This is a genomic window from Sinimarinibacterium arenosum, from assembly GCF_005047655.1.
Lineage (GTDB): Bacteria > Pseudomonadota > Gammaproteobacteria > Nevskiales > Nevskiaceae > Solimonas.
On sequence record NZ_SUKF01000009.1, the window covers coordinates 163,213 to 186,736 of the forward strand.

Here is a 23,524-nt window from a genome sequence, read left to right on the forward strand (position 1 = left end):
TGATCCGTACGGTCACCTCAGACACTCAAAGGTGATTCGCATGGATATCTGTCAGGCCGTAGATAACGACTACTGCATCATCGCGGCGAGCGATCGCGTTGCGCGTGATTTGCGCGTGCGCTACAGCCAGGCGCAGAAGGCAGCCGGCCGGCAGGGCTGGTTTGCACCGGAGATTCACAGTTTCCGTGCCTGGGTCTCGGACGCGTGGATGTCGCAGTGGCCAACAGAGCAGCTGCTCTACGGCGCGCAGGAGCTGTCGCTCTGGCTGTACGCCGTGGAGTCCACCGAGATTGGTCGTGGCATCGTGAACAAGACGGCCGCTGCGCGATCCGCTCGGCAGGTCGATCGCCTCTTGAAGCGGTACGGGGTGGACGAGGCGGCGTTGGTCAAGCCGCTCCCGGGGGACGACGAGGCTGCGTTCGGCCAGTGGCGCGCCATCGTTGCGGACAAGCTCAAGGCCAAGCAGTGGGTCACTGAGGATGAGCTGCCGGGGCGTTTGCTGTCCGCGTTGGCGAACCAGAGCTGGACGCCGCCGGGAAAGATCCTGTGGGTCGGCTTTCTGAACGAAACGGCGATGCAGTGCCAACTGCGCGAAGCGCTGGTGGCCGCCGGCGTCGACCTCGAGGTGACGCTTGGCCTGGACGCCGTCGAGGCACAGGTCTCGGTACGCCGCCCGCAATCTCGAATCGATCAGTTCCGTCTGATTGCTGCTGAGGTGCGCGATCGCCTGATGCCGTTCACCGGCAAGGCCGATGCCGACACGCCGCGCCTGGCCATTCTGGTGCCTGATCTGCAAGAGGCGCGTTTGAGCCTGGAGCCGGTGCTGCGCGAGTACGTCGCACCTCAGAGCCTGGTCGCTGGGCCTGAGGCCGGGCGGCGCCCGTGGCGTTACGCGCGGGGGCAGGCGCTCTCGGAGCATCCGATGATTGCGACAGCCCTGGACGTCTTCGATATCGAGGGCGGGGTCGACGATCTGGCGACGGTGTCTCGGGTTCTGCTCAGTCCGTGGGTATTCTCCGGGTGCTCGATGGCGTCACGTGCCGACTTTGAATTGCGTATACGCAACGCAGGCGGCACGCGCTTTCGCCGCGGTCGCGTCCATCGGCTTGCGCAGGCCTGGCATGACCGCGCGCCGCAGCATGGGTTCTTCAAGACCGCCGCCGAATGGTTCGAGGTGCTGGGCGATGCGCCGGCGGAGCAACTGCCGTCGGCCTGGGCCGAGCGCTGGGAAATGCTGCTGGGTGCCGCTGGCTGGGGCGTGGCGACCGATGCGTCGCGTGAACTGAGTCAGGTTCAGACTTCGTGGGCCGAGGCGCTGGATGCCTTGCGGGCCATGGACACGCAGGTGCGTGAAGTCTCCCAGCGACGCGCGGTGGTGTGGCTTCGCGAGATCCTTGCCGAGACGCCGTTTCAGCCGGCGGCCGACTACCTGCAGCCGCTGCAGATTCTCGGGTATGACGACGTTGCCGGCATGGCGTTCGACTGGGTGGCGGTGTGCGACTTCACCGCGTCCAATGCGCCGGGCGCCGTGTTTGCCAGCGGTTTCGTGCCGGCCGACGTGCTCAGCGCTGCCGGCATGCTGGAGGCGACCCCGGAGGGGTGCTTGGTCAAGGCGACGCGGTGGGTCGAGCACTTGCGCACCATCGCGCCGCAGATCGAGGTCTATGCCCCACATGTCGATGATCGCGGGGCCGAATTGGTGCCCTCGCGACTGATTGATGGATGGGGCGACGGGGGTGATCGTCCTGCGGCGACGCCCAGTCCGGTGCGGGCGATCACGGCGCTTGGCGTTGCATCCGAGCGACCCGCGTCCGATTCTGTCCCTGCCGTTGCTGATCCGCTCGGCGAGGGTATCCGGGGCGGTGTTTCAGTGCTCAAGGGGATGACCGTCTCGCCGTTCGTGGCGTTTGCGCGCTCTCGCCTCGGCCTGACCGAATTCCCCGAGGCCGTCGACGGACTGGATTCGTCGATTCAGGGCGAGGCGGTCCACCGCGTGCTGGAGCTGGTGTGGGAGAAGATCGAAGGCAGCGAGCAGTTGCACGCGCTGAGTGCCGAGGCGCTTGAGGCGTTGATTGCTGCTGCCGTAGAGCAGGCGTGCGTCACCGAGGATCGAATCTCGGAGGCCCGCTTCGGCCGAGGCCTGGCTGCGGCCGAACACACGCGTATCCGCGCGTTGTGCGCTCAGTGGATGGAATGCGAGAAGCAGCGTGAGCTGTCGTTCTCGGTGGTGCTGCGCGAGGGTGAGATCAAGGTGGCCATCGCGGGGCTGCCGCTGTCGTTGCGCATCGATCGGGTCGATGCTGTGCGTCAGGCGGATGGGTCGCTGCGCTACCTTGTCATCGACTACAAGACCGGCAGTACCAAACTGACGGCGTCGGTGTGGGAAGCGGATCGAATGAGCGAGCCGCAGCTGCCCATCTACGCCACCAGCGATGGGTTGCTTGCCCACGGCGTTCCGCAGATCGACGGCATCGCGTTCGCTCGGGTGGTGGACGATGGCAGTGAATTCGTCGTGCTGTCGAACTTCGCGGATCGCCTGATCGCAAACAAGAAAGGCAGTTGCGGTACCGGCGTCGAGAACTGGGAGCAGCAACGCCAGGCGTGGGCGGGTGCGCTGGATCGGATGGCGCGCGAGTTCATGGGGGGTTCTCTGGAGGTCCACCGGCGGGCGTTTGAGCGATCGCACTTTGATGAGGATCTGGCGCCGCTGGTGCGCAATGCGGCCGTAGTCGCGGGGCAGGCCGCTGTCGGTACGGTGGACCTATGAACACGAACCACGACACTCTGATTTCCGCCGACGCCGCGGCCCGCGCCATTGCGATCGACGTGACCCGCTCGGTGATGGTCAAGGCCCCGGCCGGATCGGGCAAGACCACCTTGCTCGCGCAGCGCATGCTGGCGGCGCTTGCAACGGTCAACGATCCCGAGGAGGTCCTCGCGATCACGTTCACCAACAAGGCGGCGAACGAAATGCGGGCGCGGGTGCTGGACTTCCTGCAGCGCGCCGCCGACGGCGTGGAGCCGACGAATGACAGCGAGCGGGTCACGGCGCAGTTGGCTGGGCCCGTGCTGGCGCGCGATCAGGAGCGTGGCTGGGATGTGCTGCGCAATCCCTCGCGCCTTCGCATCATGACGATCGACAGCCTGAACTCGTTTCTCGCAGGCCTCGCGCCCATCGTTTCCGGGTTGGGCGGCGGCGTGGGCATCGAGGAGCGCCCGGCGCGCCTCTACCGCGATGCCGTGATCGCGCTGGTTGATGAAATGGACGAGCTGGCTGAGGACTCGGACGATCGCCAGGCGCTGACGCGCCTGCTCGCGTACTCGTCCAATCGGGTCGAATCCTTGATCCCGCTGCTGCGGAGCATGCTGGCTCGGCGCGACCAGTGGATGGCGCTGGTCATGGGGCGCGTGTCCGATTCCGATGCCATGGTGGCCGCTTCGCATGCGGCGCTGGCGGAGTTGGCCGTGAGCCGCGTTGAACGCGTTCGTGGCGCCGCGTGGTCGGGCCACCTGGCGGACATTGCGGCTGCCGCACATGACGCCGGCCTGCTGGAAGAGGCGGGCCTGCCTGATGCGTATACGCATGACATTCGCACCTATCGCACACTCGCCGGCCTGTGCCTGACGAAGACGGGCGGGCTGCGCAAGCGACTGACGGCGTCGGAAGGTTTCCCGGCTGGAAAGGTGCCGACGGTTTGTGCCAATGCGGCGCTGGCGGCGCTGCGTGAACGCACGGACGAAGCCGACATCGTGCAGGCTCTGCGTGATGTCGAGATGCTTCCGGACCTTGACGCACTCGACGGTGCCGACGGATTTGCCCTGGACCTGTCGCGGGTGCTGTATCGCCTGTGCGCCCACCTGCAGGTGGTGTTTCAGCGTGCGGGCGCGATCGACTTTGTTGAAATGAGCATGCGCGCACTGTCGACGGTCACCGGCGCGGGCGGGCAGATTCCGTTGGCCGAACGGATGGACTACCTGATCAGCCACATCCTGCTGGATGAGGCCCAGGACACTTCGGCGGCGCAGTACGGACTGCTGCTGGCGCTGACCGGCGCGTGGACGCCGGATGACGCGCGCAGCGTGTTCATCGTTGGCGACCCGCAGCAGTCGATCTACTCGTTCCGAGAGGCCGAAGTGCGCTTGTTTGTCGAGCTGTGGCAGCGCCGCACGCTGGGCGACATCTCCCTGGAAACCGTCGAGCTTGCGGCGAACTTCCGTTCTCGTGCAGGGATCATCGAGTTCTGCAATGAGATGTTCTCGCGCAGCTTCCCTACTGACGATGACCTTTTCGCTGGCTCAGTCTCCTACGCGCCTTCGGTAGCGATGCGCGGCGAGGGTGGCGTGGTGGATCTCGAGCTGATCAATGGTGAGGCGGGCGAAACAGAGGCTCAGCGTGCTGCGCTCATTGCCGCCGACCTGATTGCGCGTTCCCCGGACGAGTCCATTGCGGTGCTGGTGCGTAACCGTGCCGATGTTCGTCGCATTGTCGAGGCGTTCAAGCTCGCCGGGGTGCCTTACTCCTGTCAGGACATTGACCCTCTGGCCAAATCGGATGCCGTTCGCGATGTCGTCGGGATGATCCGCGCGTTGTGGCACTACGGCGATCGGGTGGCGTGGGGCACGCTGCTGCGCGCTCCGTGGGTCGGTCTGTCCTGGTCGGATTTTCTGGTGCTGACCAAAGGCCGCACGCACGGCTCGCTCGATGATGCGATTCGGGCGGAGCTGATGGGTTCCTCGCTCTCGGATGAAGGTCGGGCGCGACTGAATCGGCTGACTGCCGCGATGGATGCGGCGCGTCGTGATGCGCCGCTGGCGGGGAACTTGGCGGACTTTGCCGAAGCGGTATGGCTCGCACTGGGCGGCCCGGCCTGCGTTTCGCTGACCGAGGCCGAGGATGTGCGCCAGGTCTTTGCGCTGTTGCGCGAGTCGCTGATTGGCGGACAGCTGGAGAGCCCCGAGGCTTTCAGCGAGGCGCTGGCGGGGCTGTATGCCGCTGCCGGTGCCGGGCGCGTGCAGATCATGACCATCCACAAAGCCAAAGGCCTCGAGTTCGATCACGTGCTTCTGGCGGGTTTGTGGCGTGCGCCGCGCAACAGCGACGCGCCGTTGCTGGCCTATCGCCACACCGAGCATGGTCTGCTGCTGGCCCCAGCGGTTGAACGCTCGGGCGACGAGGCGCATGAGGCGTACTACAAGACGATTCTCGCGATGAACCGCCGCGCCGCCGACGCAGAGGCGCTGCGCGTTCTGTATGTCGCTGCAACGCGGGCCCGTGAGCGACTGGTGATCTTTGGTGCGGTATCGACCTCGGATAGCGGCTACTTTCCGCCGCGCGGGTCGATGCTCGACAAGGTCTGGCCATCGCTGGCGACACGGGTCGCCGGGATCACTGCGCATGCGGGGCAGGATGTTCCTGAGCCGCCGCGTGAGCTGGAGCCGCTGTCGCCGCGCCTGCCGGTGGACTGGGAGTGCCCGCTGCCGCTGCTGGGCTATGTGCCGCCTGAGTCGAAGGTGGTGTCGCCGAGCGAGCTGGTGGTGCGTGAATCGCTGGGTGTCGGTGCTGCTGAAGACGGCGTGTATGAGCGCGTGGTGGGTACTTGCTACCACGAGCTGATGGAGCGCGTTGCCAAACGTGGCGGCCCTGACCAGTTCGATGAGGTGCTGAACAAAGCGAAGGCTCCGTTGGCAGCGTCGATGCGGCATCGCGGGATGCCCGAACCGCGTCTGATGGAGGCCATGGCGCGCGTGATCGAGCTGGCCCGGCGCACGGTGACGGGGGTGAATGGTCGACGCATTCTGAGTGCCACCGAGGGGGCGCGCAGTGAAGAGCGCGTCGCCGGCTACGTCGATGGCGAATGGGTGTCGGCGATCATCGACCGCTGCTTCGTGGAGGGCGGCCGGTGCGTGCAGATTGACTACAAGACTTCGGGCGCTGGCGTGAGCGACGCGGAGTGGGATGCCTTTGTGGCCTCCGAGGTCGCGATCTATGGGCGCCAGCAGCGGCTGTATGCGCAAGTGCTGGAAGGCGCTGCGCGGATGCCGGTCGACGCCTATCTCTACTTCCCGGAACGCGACTTCCTGGCGACCGTGCCGATGTGAGCACGGGCGGCCTGCGGTGGCGCATGTGGGGCGTCTATAGGGGCAGGAGGGGCCCTTGCTTCGCGAACGCCGCAGACCAACTGACAGACCATCGCCCAGACCTCGTGCTGGGAGCGACGTGTGGGTGGAGATCTACGGTCCCGATTCAGGGCTCGTGGAGGACTTCAGTCGCCGGTTCAAGGCTCGGCTCAAGGATCGGGCGCTGTCGTACACCGGACCCGCGGCGAGCAGGGCATCGCGTTGGTTCTCCTTGCGCGATTACGCCGATCGGTACAACGGAGCGGAGGAGCGGAAGGCTAGATGCCTCGTTCACCGGTATGCGGTGCTGTCTATTACTCAAGCATTCGTGGATGAGCTTCTGCAATTCACGGCGCCGACAGGGCTTCGGGTCATGGTCCGTACCCGGTCGAAGAGGTTGCCAGCTGCGCCGATAGTCACCGGCGCGGTTTCCAACTGGCAGGACGAGTAGGATTTCTCTTACACGGGGGTTGATTGATATGATGACAAACTCAGTCTCACTACAGCCCAATACTGCCCTTCTTGTGTCGCAGAAACACAAAACACGCCTGTCCAGTCACGACATGATCACGATGGGCCAGCTCGAAGCCGCGCTTCACCAGGCGGGAGCCGGCTATGCGCGTTGGGAGCTGTGCGCTCAGTACGCGATCGTCGGACAACTCTCCTTGGTGGGGCTCGCTGTCCTGTTCGGCGTGCAGGTGAATCAGCTCGCAGCGCCAACCCTTCTGGGAGTCTTCCTGTGGGCCTGCGTCGCGGTGGGTTTCCACATTGCCCGCAATCGTCTGTGGATGTCGGAATCCTGGCTGTTGAGCGCCCTGACCGTGCATGCGTTCGAGGTCCCGGAAGACCTGATGAAGCACATTCGCCCAGGTGGCAGCGTCCGCTGGGGGGTGGCCCGGAGCTGGCTGGCGCGCTGGAAGGCGGCTGTGAGCCTGCCGGTCGCCGCGCGCGAGTCTGAGCCTACCGCAGCGCCGAAGGATGGTCAGCACCCGCCGCAGGTTCGCGTTCCGCGGACGAAGCTCGGGGATAGCCTCGACTGAGCTGTGCCCACGCGTCGGGCACAGGCCCCCGCTGCTGTCGACTCCCGGAGCGATCGCCCTAGTGTGGTCATTTTCTGGCATAATGACCACGTCAACAACGGAGTTATGCGTCGTGGCACATGTGATCCAAATTGAGTCGACGCGCGCTAAAGCGGGGTTTTCTCGACTCCCGTCTGAGGCTGCGGTTAATGATCTTGCGATTACCAAGCACGGGGCGATTGAAGCGTATGTGCTATCCCCGAGTCGGTACCGGAGATTGATTGCGCTGGATTTGGCTGGAGCTGAGCCATTGCAGCGTCTTGAGGCTGAATTTCACGAATTGGTTGCAGGCATGCAGACCCCGGAACATGCCGCTGCGGCGGACAGGTTGGCGACTGACTCGCTGGAAAACATTCTGGCCGGTGGTGCGGGGCCCAATGCTGCAGTGCCAAAGCGGAGCGGGCGCGCAGCCGGTCGGTAGTCGTTGCTGATGGCGGGGACTATTCTGGTTGCGGCCGGCACCAATGGAGCGGGCAAGAGCTCCATTGTGCAGCCTTTTATTGAGGCTCAGGGCGGCAGCTATTTCAACCCGGATACACAAGCACGTAAGCTGGTATCACTGGGGATCCCCCAGAATGATGCCAACGCCTTCGCATGGCAGCAGGGGCACGACCAGCTCACACGCTCAATTGAGAGTGATCAGTCGTTCGCGTTTGAAACCACGCTTGGGGGCCATTCGATCGCCTACCAGCTGATGCGTGCGCTTGCCTTCAAGCGGCGATTGATCATCCTGTACGTGGGGCTAAGCTCGGTTGACCTGCATATTCAACGCGTCCAAGCGCGGGTCGCAACGGGCGGGCACGATATCCCCGAGGACAAGATTCGACTCCGGTATCGGGAAAGCCGGGCGCGTCTGCTGTCGTTCATTGGAACTGACGCAACTGTGCGAGTATGGGACAACAGCGTGCAATCGGTCACTGGCCAGCCTTCGGGGGCGACTGAAGTATTTCGCGTGGAGGGGAGGCGCCTGGTGTTTCCCGTTGGGCGCGACATGACGGCAACACCGCAATGGGCGCAGCCGCTACTCGCACAAGCGATCCGGCTCCGGTTGTGACGCGGCTTTGGCTCCTTTCGTAGCGATTGCGAATAAACCGCGGGGCGTCAGCCATTCGGGGCTTGCTTTGTGCGCCGATTGTGCACCGATTTTCATTCCAGAATGCCCATGACGACACCTACGCTCACTCGCGCGCCAGCCAATATCGATGGCCTCCTGATGCAGCTCAAGGATGACTCCCGCCCGGCGACTATCTCCCCGGTAAAGTTTGCGTCGGCCTTGGACTATCAACTTCAAGACTTCGCCGCGCTGGCGCATGTCCATCGCAACACGGTGCGCAACAACCCGAATTCACCGGACCTGCAGCGGTTCATGCGAGATTCGGTGCGGGTATTGCAGGCGGCGGCCGATTTGCGTGGTAGCGTCGGCGATGCGCTGTTCTGGTTCCGCAATCATCCGATTCGCGACTTCGACCGCAAGACAGCGGATCTCCTGGTATCCGAGGGCAAAACGGATGCCGTGTTGGGATATCTGGATAGCCTTGAGGCTGGGGCGACTGGTTGAAGCTGGACAGCCTGCTGCCGGAGCTGATTTGATCCGTTTGCCCAAAAATGCGCCCTCTTCGAGAAAGCTGTTGTCACAGCGACAACTGAATTGCATAGATGTTGTCGTAGCGACACCGGCAAATGAGATTGTTGTCGCAGCAAGCGTACTTTTTGTCGCGAACGGATCCACGTCGTGTCGTTACGTGCCAGGCGCGACAAGCTGACTAGGTTTTATTGCCGTATCGGCTGCGCAAGAATCGAGGGGCACCCGCTTTGAGCGGATCGGCTCGCCGCAGCGCCTTGGTTGCCCGATCCAGCTGAGCTTGAAGCGCCGCTATCGTGGTGGCACTGGCCTGTGCCGCGCCTTCAAGGTTCTGTGCAGTGCTCGCGATCTGGTCGCGCTCCAACTCTGCCTTTACTGCACGGGCTGTGAGCGACTTCAGACGGAGTGCCGACTCAGCGCGTTCTTTTTCGATCGTTTCTGTGGCCGCTGACAACTGCTCCTCCAGTTTGGCGAGCTGCGTTGTCGCCTTCTGCAAGGCGTCGCCTCGCTCGTGGATCTCTGTGCGTGCAGCGGCGAGCTGCTGGGCGGTCGCTGCCTGCTCGCTCTTCGCATCCTGCAGTTGCCGGGATCGCTCGGTCAGGTCACGACGCGCCTGGTCGAGTTCCTCACTGATGTACCTGAGCGACGACTGCGTAACCGTGGCTTTGGCTTCTGCGGCTTTGGCCTGCTGATCTGCGGCATCCCGCTCCGCGCGCATGGCATCGCGCTCGGCGAGGGCCGCCGCAGACAGCGCCTGTGCCGCCCGCGTTTCGGCCTCGCGTACGATGCGCACGAGCTCCCGCGCGGGTTCAACGAGCTCCGGCGGCAACCCAGGCGGCACCTCGCCCTGCGCCTTTGACACGAGTTCCGCGCATACCTGTTTGAGGTGGCGGTGCACGGTCTCATGCGAACCGCTGCCGCGTTCGGCAATGACATCCCGCACGGAAGGGAAGAACCCATTCTTTTCCATAAACGACAGGACGGCAGCCTGCGTGTCCTTGTAGCTCTGCGTGCGCGATTCAGTCATTGGGGGGTCTCTCGGGCGCCTTCGGGCAGCGCTTTTGGCATAGACTAGCGTAACGCCAAACAGACGTACACTGTGTTACGCCGGATGGCTTGCGGTTGTGATAACCCTAATTATCACAACTGTAACGGCCAAACTTACTCACAGCCTTATGTGCAGTCGCCCCGACGGGCGCGGCGGGCGTCTATAGGGGGAACCGGCGATTTCGCCGGCCTGAATCGGAGTTCCTATGAATAGCACCAGCGAAGCCGCGTCCCGATCCCTGCCTTCGGCAACCACCGCCGGCCCGACCGTGCTGGCATTGCCGGTTGCGCCGGGAGGGTCGGGCGAGGCCATCACTGTCGACCTTGCCGGAGAGGCCACGACGATATTCATCGTTGGAGTTGCTGGGACCGGAAAAACGGTGGCTGCCCTGACTCTGGCGCGGCAGCTGCTTGAGCGTGGGGCTCCAGAGGTTCACTACTGCACTCCGGCAGCACCGGCGTACGTCACTATGGGGGCTGCCCCGTCGACACCCCGCGATTGCCCCAATCAATCATTCGCATCCATCGCAGAACCCTTGGCGAGCGATCTCGGAATGCGCCTTCTCAAATCAATGGGAGATGCCTTTCCGGATCGTGTACGAACGCATGTGGATGAAGGCCGCTCGGTTGAGGCTGTTGAGGCTGCGTGCAGCGGGGCCCCTGGTGGGGCCGTTATCGTCGTGGACGATCTCCACCCGACACACTGGACAGCCGATCGACTCCTCAACCTCATGAGTGGCTGCTCCGAGCGACGACAAACCCTCGTTTCCCCCTGCCAGGCCCTGCCGGAAATCCCGATGGAGCGTCTACCCGAGTTCTTTGGTCTCTTGTCGGCGTTGATGATGGGGCGGCTGTCTGCCTTCGCGTTGGGGCGGGTGTTCCCCACAACGTCAGAAGACATCTTGGAGGCCTTGGAGCGGCTCGACTACACAAGCCCGGAGTCGCGGGATTTTGTCGCCATGAGTTCGAATCCCCCGCAAGTTGGCATTGTCCGCATTGATGCGCCTGCGGGGTGGCGGGGCGCGCTCGTTTGATGATGATGGGCACTGGCCGTCGACCGATATCTAGCGAAAACTTAGGGGAATGGGATGAAGCGAGAAACTCACCCGCCGGCCAACGCCGACCGGGAGGATGACAATGCGTCCGGCGCAGACGATCTTTCACATTCGCAGCGGAAGGCGGCGCGAATTTCGCTGACGATCCTGCGGAACACCTTGGCACTCCCCCGCGCAGTCTATGTAACGCGCATGAACGCTCGGAATGCCGGCCCGTCGCCCGCACTGCGTATCATCGCCGCGCTCATTGGAGCGCTGGTGGCCGGCGTGATCGGGTGGCTCGCCCACGACGCCACATTCGGCGCCGCGTTTGCGAGCGCTACTGCGCTGGTTGTATCGGTGTTCGCTGGCGATCTTTGGATTCTCACTCCTTCATACAAACGCGATCGGCAGGCTGCGCTGGATGCACGCAGCGCGCTGGTGCAGGCCATCCGCGATGCAGAAGCGACAAAGGAGCGGGGCTGGCTGATCCGATTCAGTTGCTTCCCGACCGGAACGACCGCAGACGCGTTTATCCCGTACTTTGAGGCCGCGTCCAACTTCGATCCGGAACAGTATCTGCAGGCGATCGAGGCCCTAGATCGCGCTATGGAAAGTCGGTACAAAGAGGACCGACTCCGTGACGCCAAGAACTTCGCGCGTGTGGAATGGCAGGCCGAAGCGGCGCGGAATCACCATCCGTCGATCTAGCTCCTTCGACGTGCCGGACATAGGAGAGCTGAATGGACGGTACTGATTACGCGATCTTATAATCAACACGCGGCCCCACGCTGACCGCCGACTGTTTCTCGTTGACGAGCCACCGCCACTCCGGCGGTTGGCCCTTACACGGAGAGAAACAGATGAAGATCATCAACAGCGAAACCTTTCCCGCAATCATTCTTGGTTGCCAGTGCGACCATTGTGGTGCGCGCGTGGAGATGGGCGAGACCTACCGCCGCCGACAACTGGCCGATCCGACTGCTAAAAGCAGCGACGCCCAGCAAGGCCTGAAGCTGTCGCGCTATGTCAGCGTCGATATCGTCGAAGGTGGTCGGGTGGGGCGACTGGATATGTGCCCGACCTGTGCCGCCGGCTTCCTGCGGTCCGTCGCGGCCTACCTGCCGCGCCTGCGCTCCATTGGCGAGACGCAGGACGGAACTATCGGCCTCAACCGAATCGGACGCTCGTATCGCTACCACGCGATCGACGCAGAGACCGACCGTGTGTTCGAAATCAGTTCGTTCGTCGACGACGGGGCGTAACCTCATCGTCAATGAACGGCCAAAGCCCGCCAGCAAGCCGCTGGCGGGCCCGATTTGGCGCCAAGGCGCGCCCGCATGTTCGGCGGAGTGTCTGGCGGGTCCAGGCGTACCTGGTCGAGACGCAACGCCCAGGCAACCTGGCCGGAGGGGCCCGGGAAGTCCCGGTAGGGAATCCCATCGATAGGCGGTGCCGACGTTGCGGCAGCCCATCGATCAGCCCCGTCACCCCCGAGGCGCCGCCGCGAGGTGACCTGTGACGGTAGGCATGAGTTCAGACTTCGCCGCACCCCATCATGCCCCAGTAGATGGGCTCGACCGACGTGAAGATTCGCTGTGTGAGCAGCGGCGATTCGATGTGCCATTCGCCGTTGCGCGCCCAGACGCGCCACGGCTTGCCGTAGTGCTCCGCAGATGTGCAGCGGCCTTCGACCAGCTCGATCATGGCGCCGTTCTGAACGGTGGGGCCGACGCGGCGAGTGACGTCGACGGCCTGGGCCTGCGTGGCGACGAAGCCGAGCAGCGAAAGGCAGAGGGCGAGGATGTGTCTCATGAGAGCTCCTGACTAAGTGAGGGAGAATTCCGCTCCTGGGACGCACCGCGGCGTCGCCTCTGTTGCGGCCGCATCTGGTCGTGGCCCAGCTTCGCCAGCGCGATGGCGTGCCGGACCTCAGTCTTTTGCATGCCGTCGGCGACCTCGGCGCCGTGGTACTCAGCGGCCTGCAGATCCTCCTCGCTGGGCGGCTCATACATGCCGATCACAGAGGAGGCCTCCAGGCTGGTGAGCGCGTGGGCGTCGAGATCGAGCTGATGCTCGGCGCAGACACGGCGCAGCCTCCATGCCTGCTTCTCGCTCACCGCTCGGCGGTGCATCGTGCTGCCGAAGTAGCTCACATGCTCGTTCAGGAACGGGAGGTGGACTTCGAGCAGCCAGCGGCGTTTGCGGCTACGCCTGGCCTCCAAATCGGCCCTGCGAGCCGCAGCCTCCGCGCGTTCACGTTTTACCGCGGCGATTCGGGTTCGCACCCAGCCGTCGAGGCGGATCGCGAGAATGCCGCAGATCATCGCGGCACCCAGCAACCCAAGTCCGAGCAGGTCGTTCTCGCTCATGCCGCCATCTCCTGCAGGTCGTACGCGGGCTTGAAGGCGTGGTTGAATGCCGCGCCAGTTTGGTCGTAGGTATCGGCGTAGCCGGTGCTGTCGAGGCGCACGCGGACCTTGCGGACGCCCCACACGCGCAGCTCCAGCGTCAGCACACCGGGGAGGCTGCGGAGGTTGGCCCAGCGATGTCGGCGGAAGATCGCCAGGCAACGCTGCAGGTCGTCCGGCGCCAGCGTTACCTGATCCGGCATGTCGGCGTCGAGCGCGATCGGCACGATGCCGAGATCGACCTTGACCAGCTCGCCGTCGGGGTTGGAGAGCACGTGTGCGCGCAGGTTGCTGCACTGGGATGGGGCCAGATCTGGATCGCGCTCGGCGCAGTGCCATCGACGCTCTACCGGATCGGCCGTGGCTGCACACACGGCTTCCCACTTTGATGAACGCCAGGTCGACTCCAGCGGCGGCTCCGTTCGCTGGCCGGGCGCCAGCACCGTGGTGACGGCCCGGGTGTTTGCGTCGACGAGGATGCGGATGAACGTGCCAGTGGAAGCCTGATACGTCAGGTACTGGATGGTTTCGTACGCGTTGCCGGGTTTGGTGCTGCGGCCCTTGGTGAGAACCGCGTGGTTTACCAGTACCACCGCGGTCTGCGGGTCGGCTCCGTGGCGACCCTGGAACTGCTCCAGCGCGTGGAGCGGCAGCAACAGGCCCTGGGCGCTGTGGACGTCGCGAGTCGAGTCGAGCCCCAGGGCTGCGTAGCGCGCGATTCTGGTCTTCGTCGTTTGGAAGTTGTGCTTGTTGTTGGGCATGAGTTCCCCCTGCCGCGAAGGCGGCCTTGAAATGGAAAAGAGACTGGAAGGCCGCGTTGCCGCGGCGAGAGTGATCGCGCTTAGGCCGGTTTCAGCGGCGGCAGCACGTAGTCGCGGCTCGCGGTGATGCCATCACGCTGCACCGTGATGCGAATCACTTCTTCGAAAAGCTGCTCGGGGAACGGCTTCTCAGTCACCTTGGGTTCACGCTCTCCTTCGGGCTTTAGGACCAGGCCATCACCGTGGTCGTAGTCGATGCTGACTTCGACCAGCGTGTACACCTTCTTCGCGACATCGATGTGAGCATCCGGCATCAACTGGCGGATCTGATCCAGGACTGCGAGGCGAGCGCCGTCGATACGACCCGCCGCCTCGTAGCTCGATGTGACTGAGCATGCTGAGTGGTTGTAGTAGTCCTCGGACATGTGCGGCTGGTTGATCGCCAGCATCTTCTTGAAGGTCGGCTTGGTGGCCCGCTTCAGCGCCGATATGTCCTTGAGGGGCTCCCAGAAGTAGCGGCTGATGAGCTTGCTGATCTCGCTCGCCAGGGCTTCGTCGTCGAGGTAGAGCTGGTTCTCGATCAGCGTACCGTTGTCGAAGGCTCGCGCTTCGTCAGCAGTCAGCCGGGGGCGCAGCTGCTCCACGCGCTGATCGAGCGGCGTCTTCAGGACCGGGCGCACCTGCTTGCCGACCTGCAGCGCGGCCGTCCAGAGCCAGCGGCGCGTGACGAGGTCTTCCTCGTGCAGAGTCGGGTCAATGAACGCCGGCGAGGTCGGCGTCAGCAGCGCGTGCTGGGTTTCAGCGAGTACCGCTGCCACTTCATGGCGTAGTGTCATCGCCTCGGGGGTGGCTGATTCGAACGGCGACGCAAGGCGTACCGCGCGATGGCGGGAAAGCAAACTTTGGATTGATTGTGCCATTTGGGGCTCCTACATTTCAGAGGATTAAACCGAAACCAGCGCATGGCCAGCTATTCGGCGTTCGACAATTTTACAAGACTACATTGTCACTGTCCAGTGCCGCACGTCGATGGAGCGCTGGCGGCGCAGGCTGTCATTCAACCTTCCGCACCCAGAGGGTCTAAGTACAGACGACATCCATCTCGGCTACGGGTACATCAGGCGTCTTAGGTCTGTAAACGGGCTTCCGTGGTCGACCGTATTGCTCGGCGACGCGCTGCCCCCAGACACAGAGGACGAACGGATGACGCAGGGGTCCGATGATTTGAAACACTATGGCGCAGCTGCTGTACGCGCCCGTTGCTCAGCTGGACTACACGCAGGACGACAAACGGGACTTTGTTGCCGTTGCGCCGTTTGTCCCGCACGTAACGTTCGTCCGGGTGCCGCTCCGTGCCAGTCATAGATTTGGAAGCGATGCAGAGAGAAGACGCCGCGTTCGTAGACCGCCAACGCGCGAAGTGCGGCGGATACGACAATCCGGAGGGTGGCTGCAAGAACTGCGGCCGCGATCGGGTAATGCTCGGGGCCGACGGCAAACACCGCTGCGAGAAATGCGCCTGGTGCCAGGAGGATGGGGTGTACGACCTAGAACTTAGGTCCTACCTGCGGTGATTGTGCGCTGCGCAATTGGTTCAGTTGGATGACCTTTCAGTGGCGCCCCGGGCGTCGTTGCGCCGGCGATGGAGAACGCCAACCGCCCTGATGCTGGTGCTGCAATGGCAGCGGACACATCGCGGGAAAGCCGCACTGACTCTGAGGCGAGTTAGTCACTTAGTGACAGCGGCCTATCACGATGAAGGATATCGGAACGTAGCCGGGATCCTTCGGTTACCTATTCGAGGACGTGACATGACCATTTTGGGTTTGAATGCCGAGACACTTGTGGCGCCGCTCATGGCGGCATATTTCTCACTCGTGACTGTTCAGACCGTGCGTGATCCCGAGGCGCCCGGGATACTGCGTGCGGTGTACCCCTCCTGGCCGCAATCTTCTATGGCCTCACGGCGATCTACGCATTAACCGACTTGGGACTTTTGGCTGGCTGAGAACCCCGCGCCAATTTTCGTGGCCGAGCGGGGTGCATCTACCGGGGTTCGGACTGCTTGGGCGCTCCGACCCGCTGCACTGGAGACATACTGACATGAAAGACAAAGGCCTAATTGAATGGGCGGTGAGCATCTTCCGCCCGGTCGACTATCCCTCTGTTGAGTCCATCTGCAAAGACAAGGGCATCGATCTTAGCGGCCTCGCCAGCGAGGTCTCGAAGGTCTATGCGAAGGACGGAAAGGTCAAAGCCATCGTCCTTGTTCGCGAAAAAACTGGTGCCGCCCTGGTGTCCGCGAAGAACTTCGTCGATGCCATCGGGGCCAACATCGTGATCATCGGGTAGGGGTTCCCTGTTGTCAGCGGACAGAAAGCGTGCCTGCGATGCGCCCGCCGCATTTTGGGTCGCTGATGGCCTTGAGAAGCCGGGCCATTCGCTGAGTGTGAACCCTTCGAAGGTGTGTCGTCGCTAGGAAACTCAAGGTGTCTCCATGCTATCTCCCTTAGCCAAACTCCGAATGTCTATTTCCCCCGTGGCAACTCGACGGATCTGGGTCGCCGCGTCCACCGGCACCGTGGTGGCGCTCCTATACACGTGGTTATGGGATCGACCTCCGTTGCACGGCTCTATTGTGGGACTTTCTTCCTACATAGCCACGCCGAAACACGGACGTTTCGGGCCCGCCGGAGCGGATGCGTAGCCGGAACTTCACGGGCTCAGGTTTTGAGACAGTGAATCTGTAGGCTGGCAGCAGAGCGACGCAGCGGAGATTTTCAAGAGATCCATGCCGGACGGTTCCTGCCTTGTGCAACCAACCGATGCCGCGCCACCGAAAGGTGGCGTGGTTCAACGCGCATGTCGGCAGCGGTGCTACCCGAAGCGAAGCCAGCGCCAGCTGCTGGCCCGGCACTTTGGTGCGGCCCGCTTCGTATGGAACAGGTGCCTGCGTGCCCGTAGCGACGCTTACCACGATCCAGAACTGACCGAGATGTTCGGGCGCGGCCTGAGCATCGGCAGCATCGAGCTGTCCCGCTGGCTGACCGAAGTGAAGCGCGACCCGGAGTTCAGTTGGCTGTCCGAAATCGACAGCGGTGTCATCACCCAGGTGCTGCGCGATCAGGATGCGGCGTTCCGGAACTTCTTCGCGGGGAGAGCGAAGTACCCGAAGCGACGGAAGCGCGGCGGCTCCGCCGCCGTGCGTTTCGTCTTCGATCATCGCCACGCCGGCAAGGTCAAAGCGTGGGACGCCGGAACCCTGGTGCTGCCGCTGCTGGGACCGATCAAGGTCGTCTGGTCCCGACGCCCGAGCGTGATGCCCAAGCTGGTTACGGTGTCGATCGACAGCGCCGGACGCTTTCACGTCAGCATGGCCGTCAGCGAAACACTCCCGACTGCAGCACCGGCCTCAGCCGGTGCCATCGGCGTCGATGTCGGCGTCAAGGACCTCGCCATTCTCAGCAACGGCGAGAAGATCGAAAACCCGGCGCACCTGCGCCGCAAGACGCGGCACCTCAAACGATTGCAACGCGGCCTGAGCCGCAAGACCAAAGGCAGTGGGCGCTACCGCGCCCACCGCCGTCGGGTCGGGCGGCTTCAAGCGAAGATCGCCGATTGCCGGCGTGATGCGCAGCATCAGGCGTCCCGCCGCATCGTTGATGCGGCTCAGATCATCTGCATCGAGACGCTGAACGTGAAAGGCATGGTGAAGAATCACCGACTCGCCAAGTCGATCAGCGATGCCGGCGTTTCGGAACTTCACCGCCAGATCATCTACAAAGCCGATTGGTCCGGCCGCAGCGTCAGCCGGATCAGTCAGTGGTTTCCCAGCAGCAAGACCTGCAGCGCCTGCGGCGCTGTGAATGATGCCTTGCAGCTGAAGGATCGCAGCTGGACCTGCAGCAGCTGCAGCACGACTCATGATCGCGACATCAACGCCGCGAACAACATCCTTGCCGAGGGACTGCGAACACTCGCAGAAATCGGCGTAGGGCAAGGAGTGCCCGAACTGATGCGCGTGGAGGGTGATACCCACCGAAGGACAGCGGCGAAAGCCGCGGTACCAACGGCATCCGTCGAAACGCGAACCGTGTCAGCCCCAGACTCACCGTGTGAGCCAGCTCCAGTCATAGGCGTTGCGAACACATGGATCAGCGAGGCTGGGGATTAGGCATGGATTCCGATGAGTGGATGTTGGCTCCCGCGTCTGCGCGCCTCGCGCGACGGCAGTATCTAAAGGCGTTGCTCCGTCATCACTGGATGACCGCAGCATCGTGGGGAATCTATCTGTCGATGGCAGCGCTTTACTTCGCTTTCCGCATGGAGCCTTCGGAAGTCCCCGTCAAAAAGGTGCTTGCGCTTGTGCAGGTACTGGGTTCATTTGTGCTGCTCCTCGTGCCGGTCGCAGTCTACATGCTCAGCTCGGTCCCGTTAGATGCCGGGCCCGGCATCGCCGGTCTCGCCTTTCGATGCCTCAAGCTTTTCGGGTTCTATTCGCTGGCACTGTGGCTGATTGGGTATATCGGTGACGAGCTGTACACCTGGGTGCTCTCGCACCCTGTGGATGCTGCGGTAATCGCTGTCAGCCTAGCAATCGTCTGGATGATTGCTCACTTCAGCGGTGCGTTCCCAACTAGCGCAGAGAGTAGCGCCCGCATCTCGGGATTTGTGACGGCAGGGCCCGTTGAGACGCCGACAGAAAGAGACATCCAGTATGCGGCAGCGCATGAGGCCGGGCACGCGCTGGTCTACGCCGCGCTCGGAAGGCTGCCCTCGGACGTGATGGTGGTCCTGCATGCTCGCTCTGACGCAGGCGGTGTCCTCGGCTGTGTCAGCGCCATCCGTGACACGCACCAACTGACCGAGAAAGCGTTTGCCGAGTGGTACATGCTTGTCTTCCTTGCTGGCCAGCTTGGCGAATCCGTCCTCCGCGGCGAGTCGACGTTGGGCGGCTCCAGCGATCATCAACGCTGGCTTGAGGTGGCGCGCATCTATCTTTCCAACCACTACCGCGGTGTCTACTACGTCGCGCCGCAAAGCATGTTCGAACAGGCCCAGAATGATGCGAAGCTCGAGTCGCTGAAGGTCGAGCAAGTTGCCGCGCTTCGTAAGTTCTTCGATTTGAATTACGAGGTGTTCAAGCAGCTTGCTGACAGGCTACTTGAGGCCCGGCTGATGGGGCGCGAGCAGCTGATTCCGTTCCTGAGGCGCGTTCAGCTCCCCCCGGGGTTTCCTCTCCCGTTGGGCCCGTTCAAGACGTTCGAGGCTGAGTGATTCGATCCGTTTGAACCTCCTGACGGCGCAGTCGGCAGCGCGCCATCCCTGCCTCAGCGGTTCTGATTTCGACGTGGCTCAATGTCCTTGAGCAGATCCGGCAAATCCAAGGTTCGCACGCCCAACGCATCCAGGATCGCCAGGAACAAACCGGCATCCATCTGCCCGCGGGCGAACTTGGATTTCAGGTTGTTGCCTGATTGCTGAATTCCGCAGGCCTTGAGCCGCTCAGAGAGCTCCCCAAATGTCGCGCCGGCGCGCGCCTTCTCCGCCCTGAGCGTTGACGCAACCAACTCGCGATGTTGCTTCGACCCCACGGAGCGCTCCTGATGCTTTGGTCGCTCTATTGTTACTACCGTCGCACATAGTTGACAAGCGCCGCCCCCATTTATATCGTGGCGTCACACATACGCGACTTTCGTCGCGCATGCGTGCCTTCTCTGGCGCCGACACCCAAGGCGTCTATAGGCAAACCGTACTCACTGGGAGAGGCGTTGATGACAAACCAAGCCGTAGTTGCAGCACCGATGAAGTACCTGGATCGCGCCGTTGGCGCGCTGCGCAACCTGGGCCTTCCTGCGCCGCAGGAGGCGCATGTGCCCGCAGTCGCGTTGATCTCCAAGCTGGCGACGGTGGATGAGGCGCGGGTGGTGTCCATCGCGCGGGTGCTTCAGCACTCGAGTCACTTCAACGCGCTGATGCGCGACAAGATCACTTCGGCGAAGGTGTCAGATCGTTACACCGTGATCGTCCAGTCCTTCGACAGCATCCGCGAAGATGCGAAACGGATGGTCGATCAGCTGGCCGACGGCAAGATCGACTTCAAGGAGAAGACTCAAAACCTGTGGATGTCGGTAACGCGTGGAGACATCCCCTCGCGGTTTGCCAAGATCAAAGACACCTACCTCGAGGTCGCGCGCGACTCGGGACAGCAGATCGAAGTCGAGCAGGCGATGCTGAACATGTACGCCGACTTCCGCCTGGCCATGAAGGAGGGCGAGATCCAGGCGCACGAACTGCTCACTCTCCAGGAAGGCCACCTCAACGGCGCCAAGGCGGCGCTCGAACTGGCGCAAGCGGCGGTGTCCGCCGGCGACCCAACGGACGGCGCCGGCTATGGGCGACTGGTCATGGCGCGCGACGAGGCGCTGCGCGCGCTGCAGGACCAGGATCAGCTCTACCAGATCGCCAAGGACCTGGCCGAAAGCCTGCAGGTGGCCTACTCCACGTCCGAGGTCGTGATGGCGCGCCTGAACCAGTCCCACGAGATCAAAAAGCGTGTGTATGCGCGTTCCGTGACGTTCTTCTCGACCAATGAAACGGTGTTTACGGCACTCAACGCCGAGTTCACCGCACAGATGGGCCTGCACGAGTCAACCGGGACGCTCGATGCAATGACTGACGGCGTCAGCAAGGGTCTGGAGTCGATCGCCGACGTCGGCGACGACTTGCTCAAGAAGGGACTGAAAGCCGGATACGGCGCCACGATCCGCGCGGACTCGGTCAAGAAACTGGTCGACGCCGTTGTCACGTTCCAGGAGACGTCGCTGCGCGAGATCGAGGACCTGCGCAAGCAGGCCACGGCCGACGCCAACGAGATCTCCTCGTATGTCGAGGACGGCAAAAAGCGCTTCGCCGCGCTGATGCAGCCGACGGCGCAGTAGTCGCCGCTGCACTCAATGACTCGGCGCATCGACGCAGCGCGAGCAACGACGGAGCGGACGAGGTTAGTCACTTGGTGACGTGCGCGTTCTCCGTATCTAGGCAAAGGAGCGAATCGTGGACCTACTGGCATTTCTTACGAGCGACGGCAACCTGCCGTTCCTGGTCAGCAGCGTTTTCTTGGTGATGCTGCTGGTCCTGGAGATCATTGGGGTGCTGTTTGCTGGCTTCGGCTTGTCCAGCATCGGAGAGGCCTTCGGCATGGACCACGACATTGACGTCGATGGCGGAGCCGGCGTCGGCGGGCTCGCTGCAGATGCGCTGGGCTATATGCACTGGGGGCGTGTGCCTTTGATCGTACTGCTCGCCAGCCTCACCGGTTTGTTCGCGCTGGCCGGGTACGGCGTGCAGTCGATTTCCCAGTCGCTCCTGGGTTTCCAGCTTCCGTCCTGGCTGGCAAGCATTCCGGCCCTGGTCGGCGGTGTGGTGGGGACGCATTACGTTGCTAAGCCGATTGCCCGCCTAATGCCTCGCGACACCGGCGATGCGGTTCGCGATCGTGACCTGTTCGGCTTGGTGGGGCGCGTCAAGCTTGGCCCCGTTCGCCACGATCGTCCCGGCGAGGCGCTGGTGCGTGACATCAAAGGACGTGAGCACTTTATCCGCATCACTGCTCCACACGCGGGTGCCGTGTTGCCCCTCGACGCCGAGATCGTCGTCACCGGGCGTGCCGGTCCGTTCTACGTCGCTCAGCTTGCCAGTGCGCCTGAGCTTAGCGGTTCCTCATTTAGCCCTGTTCAGGAGGCCCCTCAGGTGGGCGCGGAGCAGGGTGCGGTCGACAACCTTCACAAGGAGAAGTAAGCAATGGGCAACTTGATTTTTGCGGCCAGTGCGGTCGTTGTTGGTCTCGCCATTCTGATGGTTCTGGGGCTGGCTCTTACGCGTCTGTGGCGTCGCGCTTCTCCTGAGCGCGCGATTGTGCGCACCGGTGGGGGGAAGGTCTTCGTCACCATGGAAGGCGGCTGCTTTCAGATCCCGGTGATCCACGAAATCACCACCGTCAATATGGCCACGATGCGTCTGGACATCGATCGTGCCGGTGAACGCTCGCTTATTACCAAGGATCGCATGCGCGTTGATGCGAGCGTGGCCTTCTTCACGCGTGTTATCCGTTCTGCCGAGGGCGTGGCCACGGCCGCCTCATCGCTGGGAAACCGAACCGAGGACCCCGAAGCCATTCGTCAGCTTGTGGAATCCAAGTTTGACGACGTGATTCGAGCCGTCGCGATGAGCATGACCCTCGGGGATTTGCTCGACAAGCGCGACGAGTTCCGTCAGTTGGTACTGGCGGCGGTGAGTGCTGACCTCGAAAAGAACGGACTTGAGCTCGAAGCCGTGTCGGTGACCACGCTCAACCAGACCGACGTCAAATACTTCAAGGCTGACAACATCTTTGACTCGGAAGGCCTGACGTTGATCACGCGCCAGACTGAGGACCGCCGCAAGGAGCGCAACGACATCACGCAGGAAACCGAGGTTGCGATCGCGCAGCGCAACCTGGAAGCCTCACAGAAGAAATTTACGATTGCGCAGACCGAGGAACAGGCGCGGCTCGAGCAGGAAGAAAAGGTCGCCAACATGACCGCGGAGCAGGCGGCGCGAGTGCAGGCGGTGAGAGCTGCCCGCGAGCAGGAGGCAAGGTCCGCTGAAATTCTTGCCCAGCGGGTGGTTCAGGAAGCTGAGATTGAAAGCCAGAAGGTCGTCGACATTGCTGATCAGCAACGCAAGATCGTAATTGCCCAGAAAAGTGAGGAGCAGTCAGCCGCGCAAGCTAGGGCGGACGAGGCTCGCGCGGAGGCCGTGCGTGCGCAGGAAGGGGTCCTCACCGCCACGGCGGTCGCCCAGGCTAACCGTGCGAAGCAGATCGCGGTCATTGCAGCGGAGCAAAGCGCCGAACAGGATGCGGTGCAGTTGCGCGTGACGGCGCAGGCTGAGCGCGCCGCGGCGGAGGACCGCGCAGCAGCAATTATCACGGAAGCCACGGCCCGGGCCGATTCTGCCGAACTCGAAGCACGTGGCAGTCGGGCCAAGGCGCTCGCCGAGGCGGAGGGCCAGCGTGCCATCAATGACGCCGAGAACTCACTGTCGCCGGCGATCATTTCGCTGCGCCAAACGTTGGCAGCCATCTCGGAACTCCCGGCGATTCTCGAAGCACAGGCGAAGCCGCTGGAGAAGATCAGCGACTTCAAGGTGGTGTCCTTTGCCGGAGCGGGAATGCCAGGCATCCACGGGGGCGCTGCTGGAGTTGCGCCGGCCGCAGGCGGCGTGGCGCATCAAGTGATGGATGCGGCGCTTCAGTACAAGCTTCAGAGCCCGATTGTCGACTCCATCCTGAAGCTCACGGGGCTGTCTGACGGACAGGGCGGCGTGAATCTGGGGGCCTTGCAGGACTTGGCGCGCGTGGGCGCTCAGGACGCCGCCGTTCCGGCGCCGGAAGCCGAAGTCGGTGCCTCCACACCTGCCGCCCAGGCCGAGGCGTAGCCGGCGCCTGTGG

Annotated in this window: 20 protein-coding genes; 14 read left to right on the plus strand and 6 right to left on the minus strand. The window is 63.1% G+C overall.

What is annotated here, in order from left to right; translation table 11 throughout:
• The first annotated feature begins 40 nt into the window (after window positions 1–40).
• The 5 genes from E4T66_RS18055 (at window position 41) to E4T66_RS18080 (ending at window position 8,754) form a co-directional block, all read left to right on the plus strand.
• Entirely contained in the window at window positions 41–2,767 is a 2,727-nt protein-coding gene (locus E4T66_RS18055; RefSeq protein ID WP_136850877.1) for a PD-(D/E)XK nuclease family protein, read from the plus strand.
• Complete coding sequence (locus tag E4T66_RS18060) at window positions 2,764–6,099, plus strand: UvrD-helicase domain-containing protein (RefSeq protein WP_136850879.1); 3,336 nt, start codon at window positions 2,764–2,766, stop codon at window positions 6,097–6,099. The genes E4T66_RS18055 and E4T66_RS18060 overlap by 4 nt, the downstream gene beginning before the upstream one ends.
• Window positions 6,100–6,641: 542 nt before the next feature.
• The gene (locus tag E4T66_RS18065) at window positions 6,642–7,157 is read left to right on the plus strand and encodes a hypothetical protein (protein WP_211243016.1); all 516 of its coding nucleotides are present in this window, start codon (window positions 6,642–6,644) and stop codon (window positions 7,155–7,157) included.
• A 469-nt stretch (window positions 7,158–7,626) separates the two neighbouring features.
• Window positions 7,627–8,250, plus strand: coding sequence for a hypothetical protein (locus tag E4T66_RS18075; RefSeq protein WP_367396776.1), 624 nt, complete (start codon window positions 7,627–7,629; stop codon window positions 8,248–8,250).
• 108 nt (window positions 8,251–8,358) lie between these two features.
• Complete coding sequence (locus E4T66_RS18080) at window positions 8,359–8,754, plus strand: hypothetical protein (RefSeq protein ID WP_211243017.1); 396 nt, start codon at window positions 8,359–8,361, stop codon at window positions 8,752–8,754.
• A gap of 205 nt (window positions 8,755–8,959) precedes the next feature.
• On the opposite strand, the gene E4T66_RS18085 is transcribed toward E4T66_RS18080, so the two are convergent.
• On the minus strand, window positions 8,960–9,805 hold the full coding sequence (locus E4T66_RS18085) for a DNA-binding protein (RefSeq protein WP_136850887.1): 846 nt from the start codon (window positions 9,803–9,805) through the stop codon (window positions 8,960–8,962).
• 226 nt (window positions 9,806–10,031) lie between these two features.
• Between E4T66_RS18085 and E4T66_RS18090 the strand changes: the two genes are divergently transcribed.
• The 3 genes from E4T66_RS18090 to E4T66_RS18100 all read left to right on the plus strand — a co-directional run bounded on the left by E4T66_RS18090 (window position 10,032) and on the right by E4T66_RS18100 (window position 12,124).
• On the plus strand, window positions 10,032–10,859 hold the full coding sequence (locus tag E4T66_RS18090) for an ATP-binding protein (RefSeq protein ID WP_136850889.1): 828 nt from the start codon (window positions 10,032–10,034) through the stop codon (window positions 10,857–10,859).
• A 213-nt stretch (window positions 10,860–11,072) separates the two neighbouring features.
• Window positions 11,073–11,570, plus strand: coding sequence for a hypothetical protein (locus tag E4T66_RS18095; RefSeq protein ID WP_136850891.1), 498 nt, complete (start codon window positions 11,073–11,075; stop codon window positions 11,568–11,570).
• Window positions 11,571–11,722: 152 nt separating this feature from the next.
• Entirely contained in the window at window positions 11,723–12,124 is a 402-nt protein-coding gene (locus tag E4T66_RS18100; RefSeq protein WP_136850893.1) for a hypothetical protein, read from the plus strand.
• 271 nt (window positions 12,125–12,395) lie between these two features.
• Here E4T66_RS18100 and E4T66_RS18105 read toward each other — a convergent pair whose 3' ends face one another.
• From E4T66_RS18105 to E4T66_RS18120, 4 genes are all read right to left on the minus strand, one after another.
• Window positions 12,396–12,674 (minus strand): hypothetical protein, encoded by a 279-nt coding sequence (locus tag E4T66_RS18105; RefSeq protein ID WP_136850895.1) that lies wholly within the window; start codon window positions 12,672–12,674, stop codon window positions 12,396–12,398.
• Window positions 12,671–13,231 carry a hypothetical protein gene (locus E4T66_RS18110; RefSeq protein ID WP_136850897.1) on the minus strand — a complete coding sequence of 187 codons (561 nt, stop codon included), beginning with the start codon at window positions 13,229–13,231 and terminating at the stop codon, window positions 12,671–12,673. Before E4T66_RS18110 ends, E4T66_RS18105 begins: the two co-directional genes overlap by 4 nt.
• Entirely contained in the window at window positions 13,228–14,031 is an 804-nt protein-coding gene (locus E4T66_RS18115; protein WP_136850899.1) for a hypothetical protein, read from the minus strand. Before E4T66_RS18115 ends, E4T66_RS18110 begins: the two co-directional genes overlap by 4 nt.
• An 80-nt stretch (window positions 14,032–14,111) precedes the next feature.
• Window positions 14,112–14,867 carry a hypothetical protein gene (locus E4T66_RS18120; protein WP_211243018.1) on the minus strand — a complete coding sequence of 252 codons (756 nt, stop codon included), beginning with the start codon at window positions 14,865–14,867 and terminating at the stop codon, window positions 14,112–14,114.
• A 1,267-nt stretch (window positions 14,868–16,134) separates the two neighbouring features.
• Here E4T66_RS18120 and E4T66_RS18125 point away from each other — a divergent pair.
• The 3 genes from E4T66_RS18125 to E4T66_RS18135 all read left to right on the plus strand — a co-directional run bounded on the left by E4T66_RS18125 (window position 16,135) and on the right by E4T66_RS18135 (window position 19,308).
• The gene (locus tag E4T66_RS18125; protein ID WP_136850904.1) at window positions 16,135–16,383 is read left to right on the plus strand and encodes a hypothetical protein; all 249 of its coding nucleotides are present in this window, start codon (window positions 16,135–16,137) and stop codon (window positions 16,381–16,383) included.
• 439 nt (window positions 16,384–16,822) lie between these two features.
• Window positions 16,823–18,205 (plus strand): RNA-guided endonuclease InsQ/TnpB family protein, encoded by a 1,383-nt coding sequence (locus tag E4T66_RS18130; RefSeq protein ID WP_136850906.1) that lies wholly within the window; start codon window positions 16,823–16,825, stop codon window positions 18,203–18,205.
• Between the two features lie 2 nt (window positions 18,206–18,207).
• Window positions 18,208–19,308 carry an FtsH/Yme1/Tma family ATP-dependent metallopeptidase gene (locus E4T66_RS18135; protein ID WP_169577705.1) on the plus strand — a complete coding sequence of 367 codons (1,101 nt, stop codon included), beginning with the start codon at window positions 18,208–18,210 and terminating at the stop codon, window positions 19,306–19,308.
• 53 nt (window positions 19,309–19,361) lie between these two features.
• Here E4T66_RS18135 and E4T66_RS18140 read toward each other — a convergent pair whose 3' ends face one another.
• A complete protein-coding gene (locus tag E4T66_RS18140; RefSeq protein WP_136850910.1) occupies window positions 19,362–19,625 on the minus strand; it encodes a DUF6471 domain-containing protein in 264 nt (87 codons plus the stop codon).
• 180 nt (window positions 19,626–19,805) lie between these two features.
• On the opposite strand from E4T66_RS18140, the gene E4T66_RS18145 reads away from it, so the two are divergent.
• The 3 genes from E4T66_RS18145 to E4T66_RS18155 all read left to right on the plus strand — a co-directional run bounded on the left by E4T66_RS18145 (window position 19,806) and on the right by E4T66_RS18155 (window position 23,511).
• Window positions 19,806–20,972, plus strand: coding sequence for a cell surface protein (locus E4T66_RS18145; protein WP_136850912.1), 1,167 nt, complete (start codon window positions 19,806–19,808; stop codon window positions 20,970–20,972).
• Window positions 20,973–21,087: 115 nt separating this feature from the next.
• A complete protein-coding gene (locus E4T66_RS18150) occupies window positions 21,088–21,831 on the plus strand; it encodes an OB-fold-containig protein (protein WP_136850914.1) in 744 nt (247 codons plus the stop codon).
• A 3-nt stretch (window positions 21,832–21,834) separates the two neighbouring features.
• Window positions 21,835–23,511: a flotillin family protein gene (locus tag E4T66_RS18155; protein ID WP_136850916.1), complete on the plus strand. Its 1,677-nt coding sequence runs from the start codon at window positions 21,835–21,837 to the stop codon at window positions 23,509–23,511.
• Window positions 23,512–23,524: the final 13 nt, after the last annotated feature.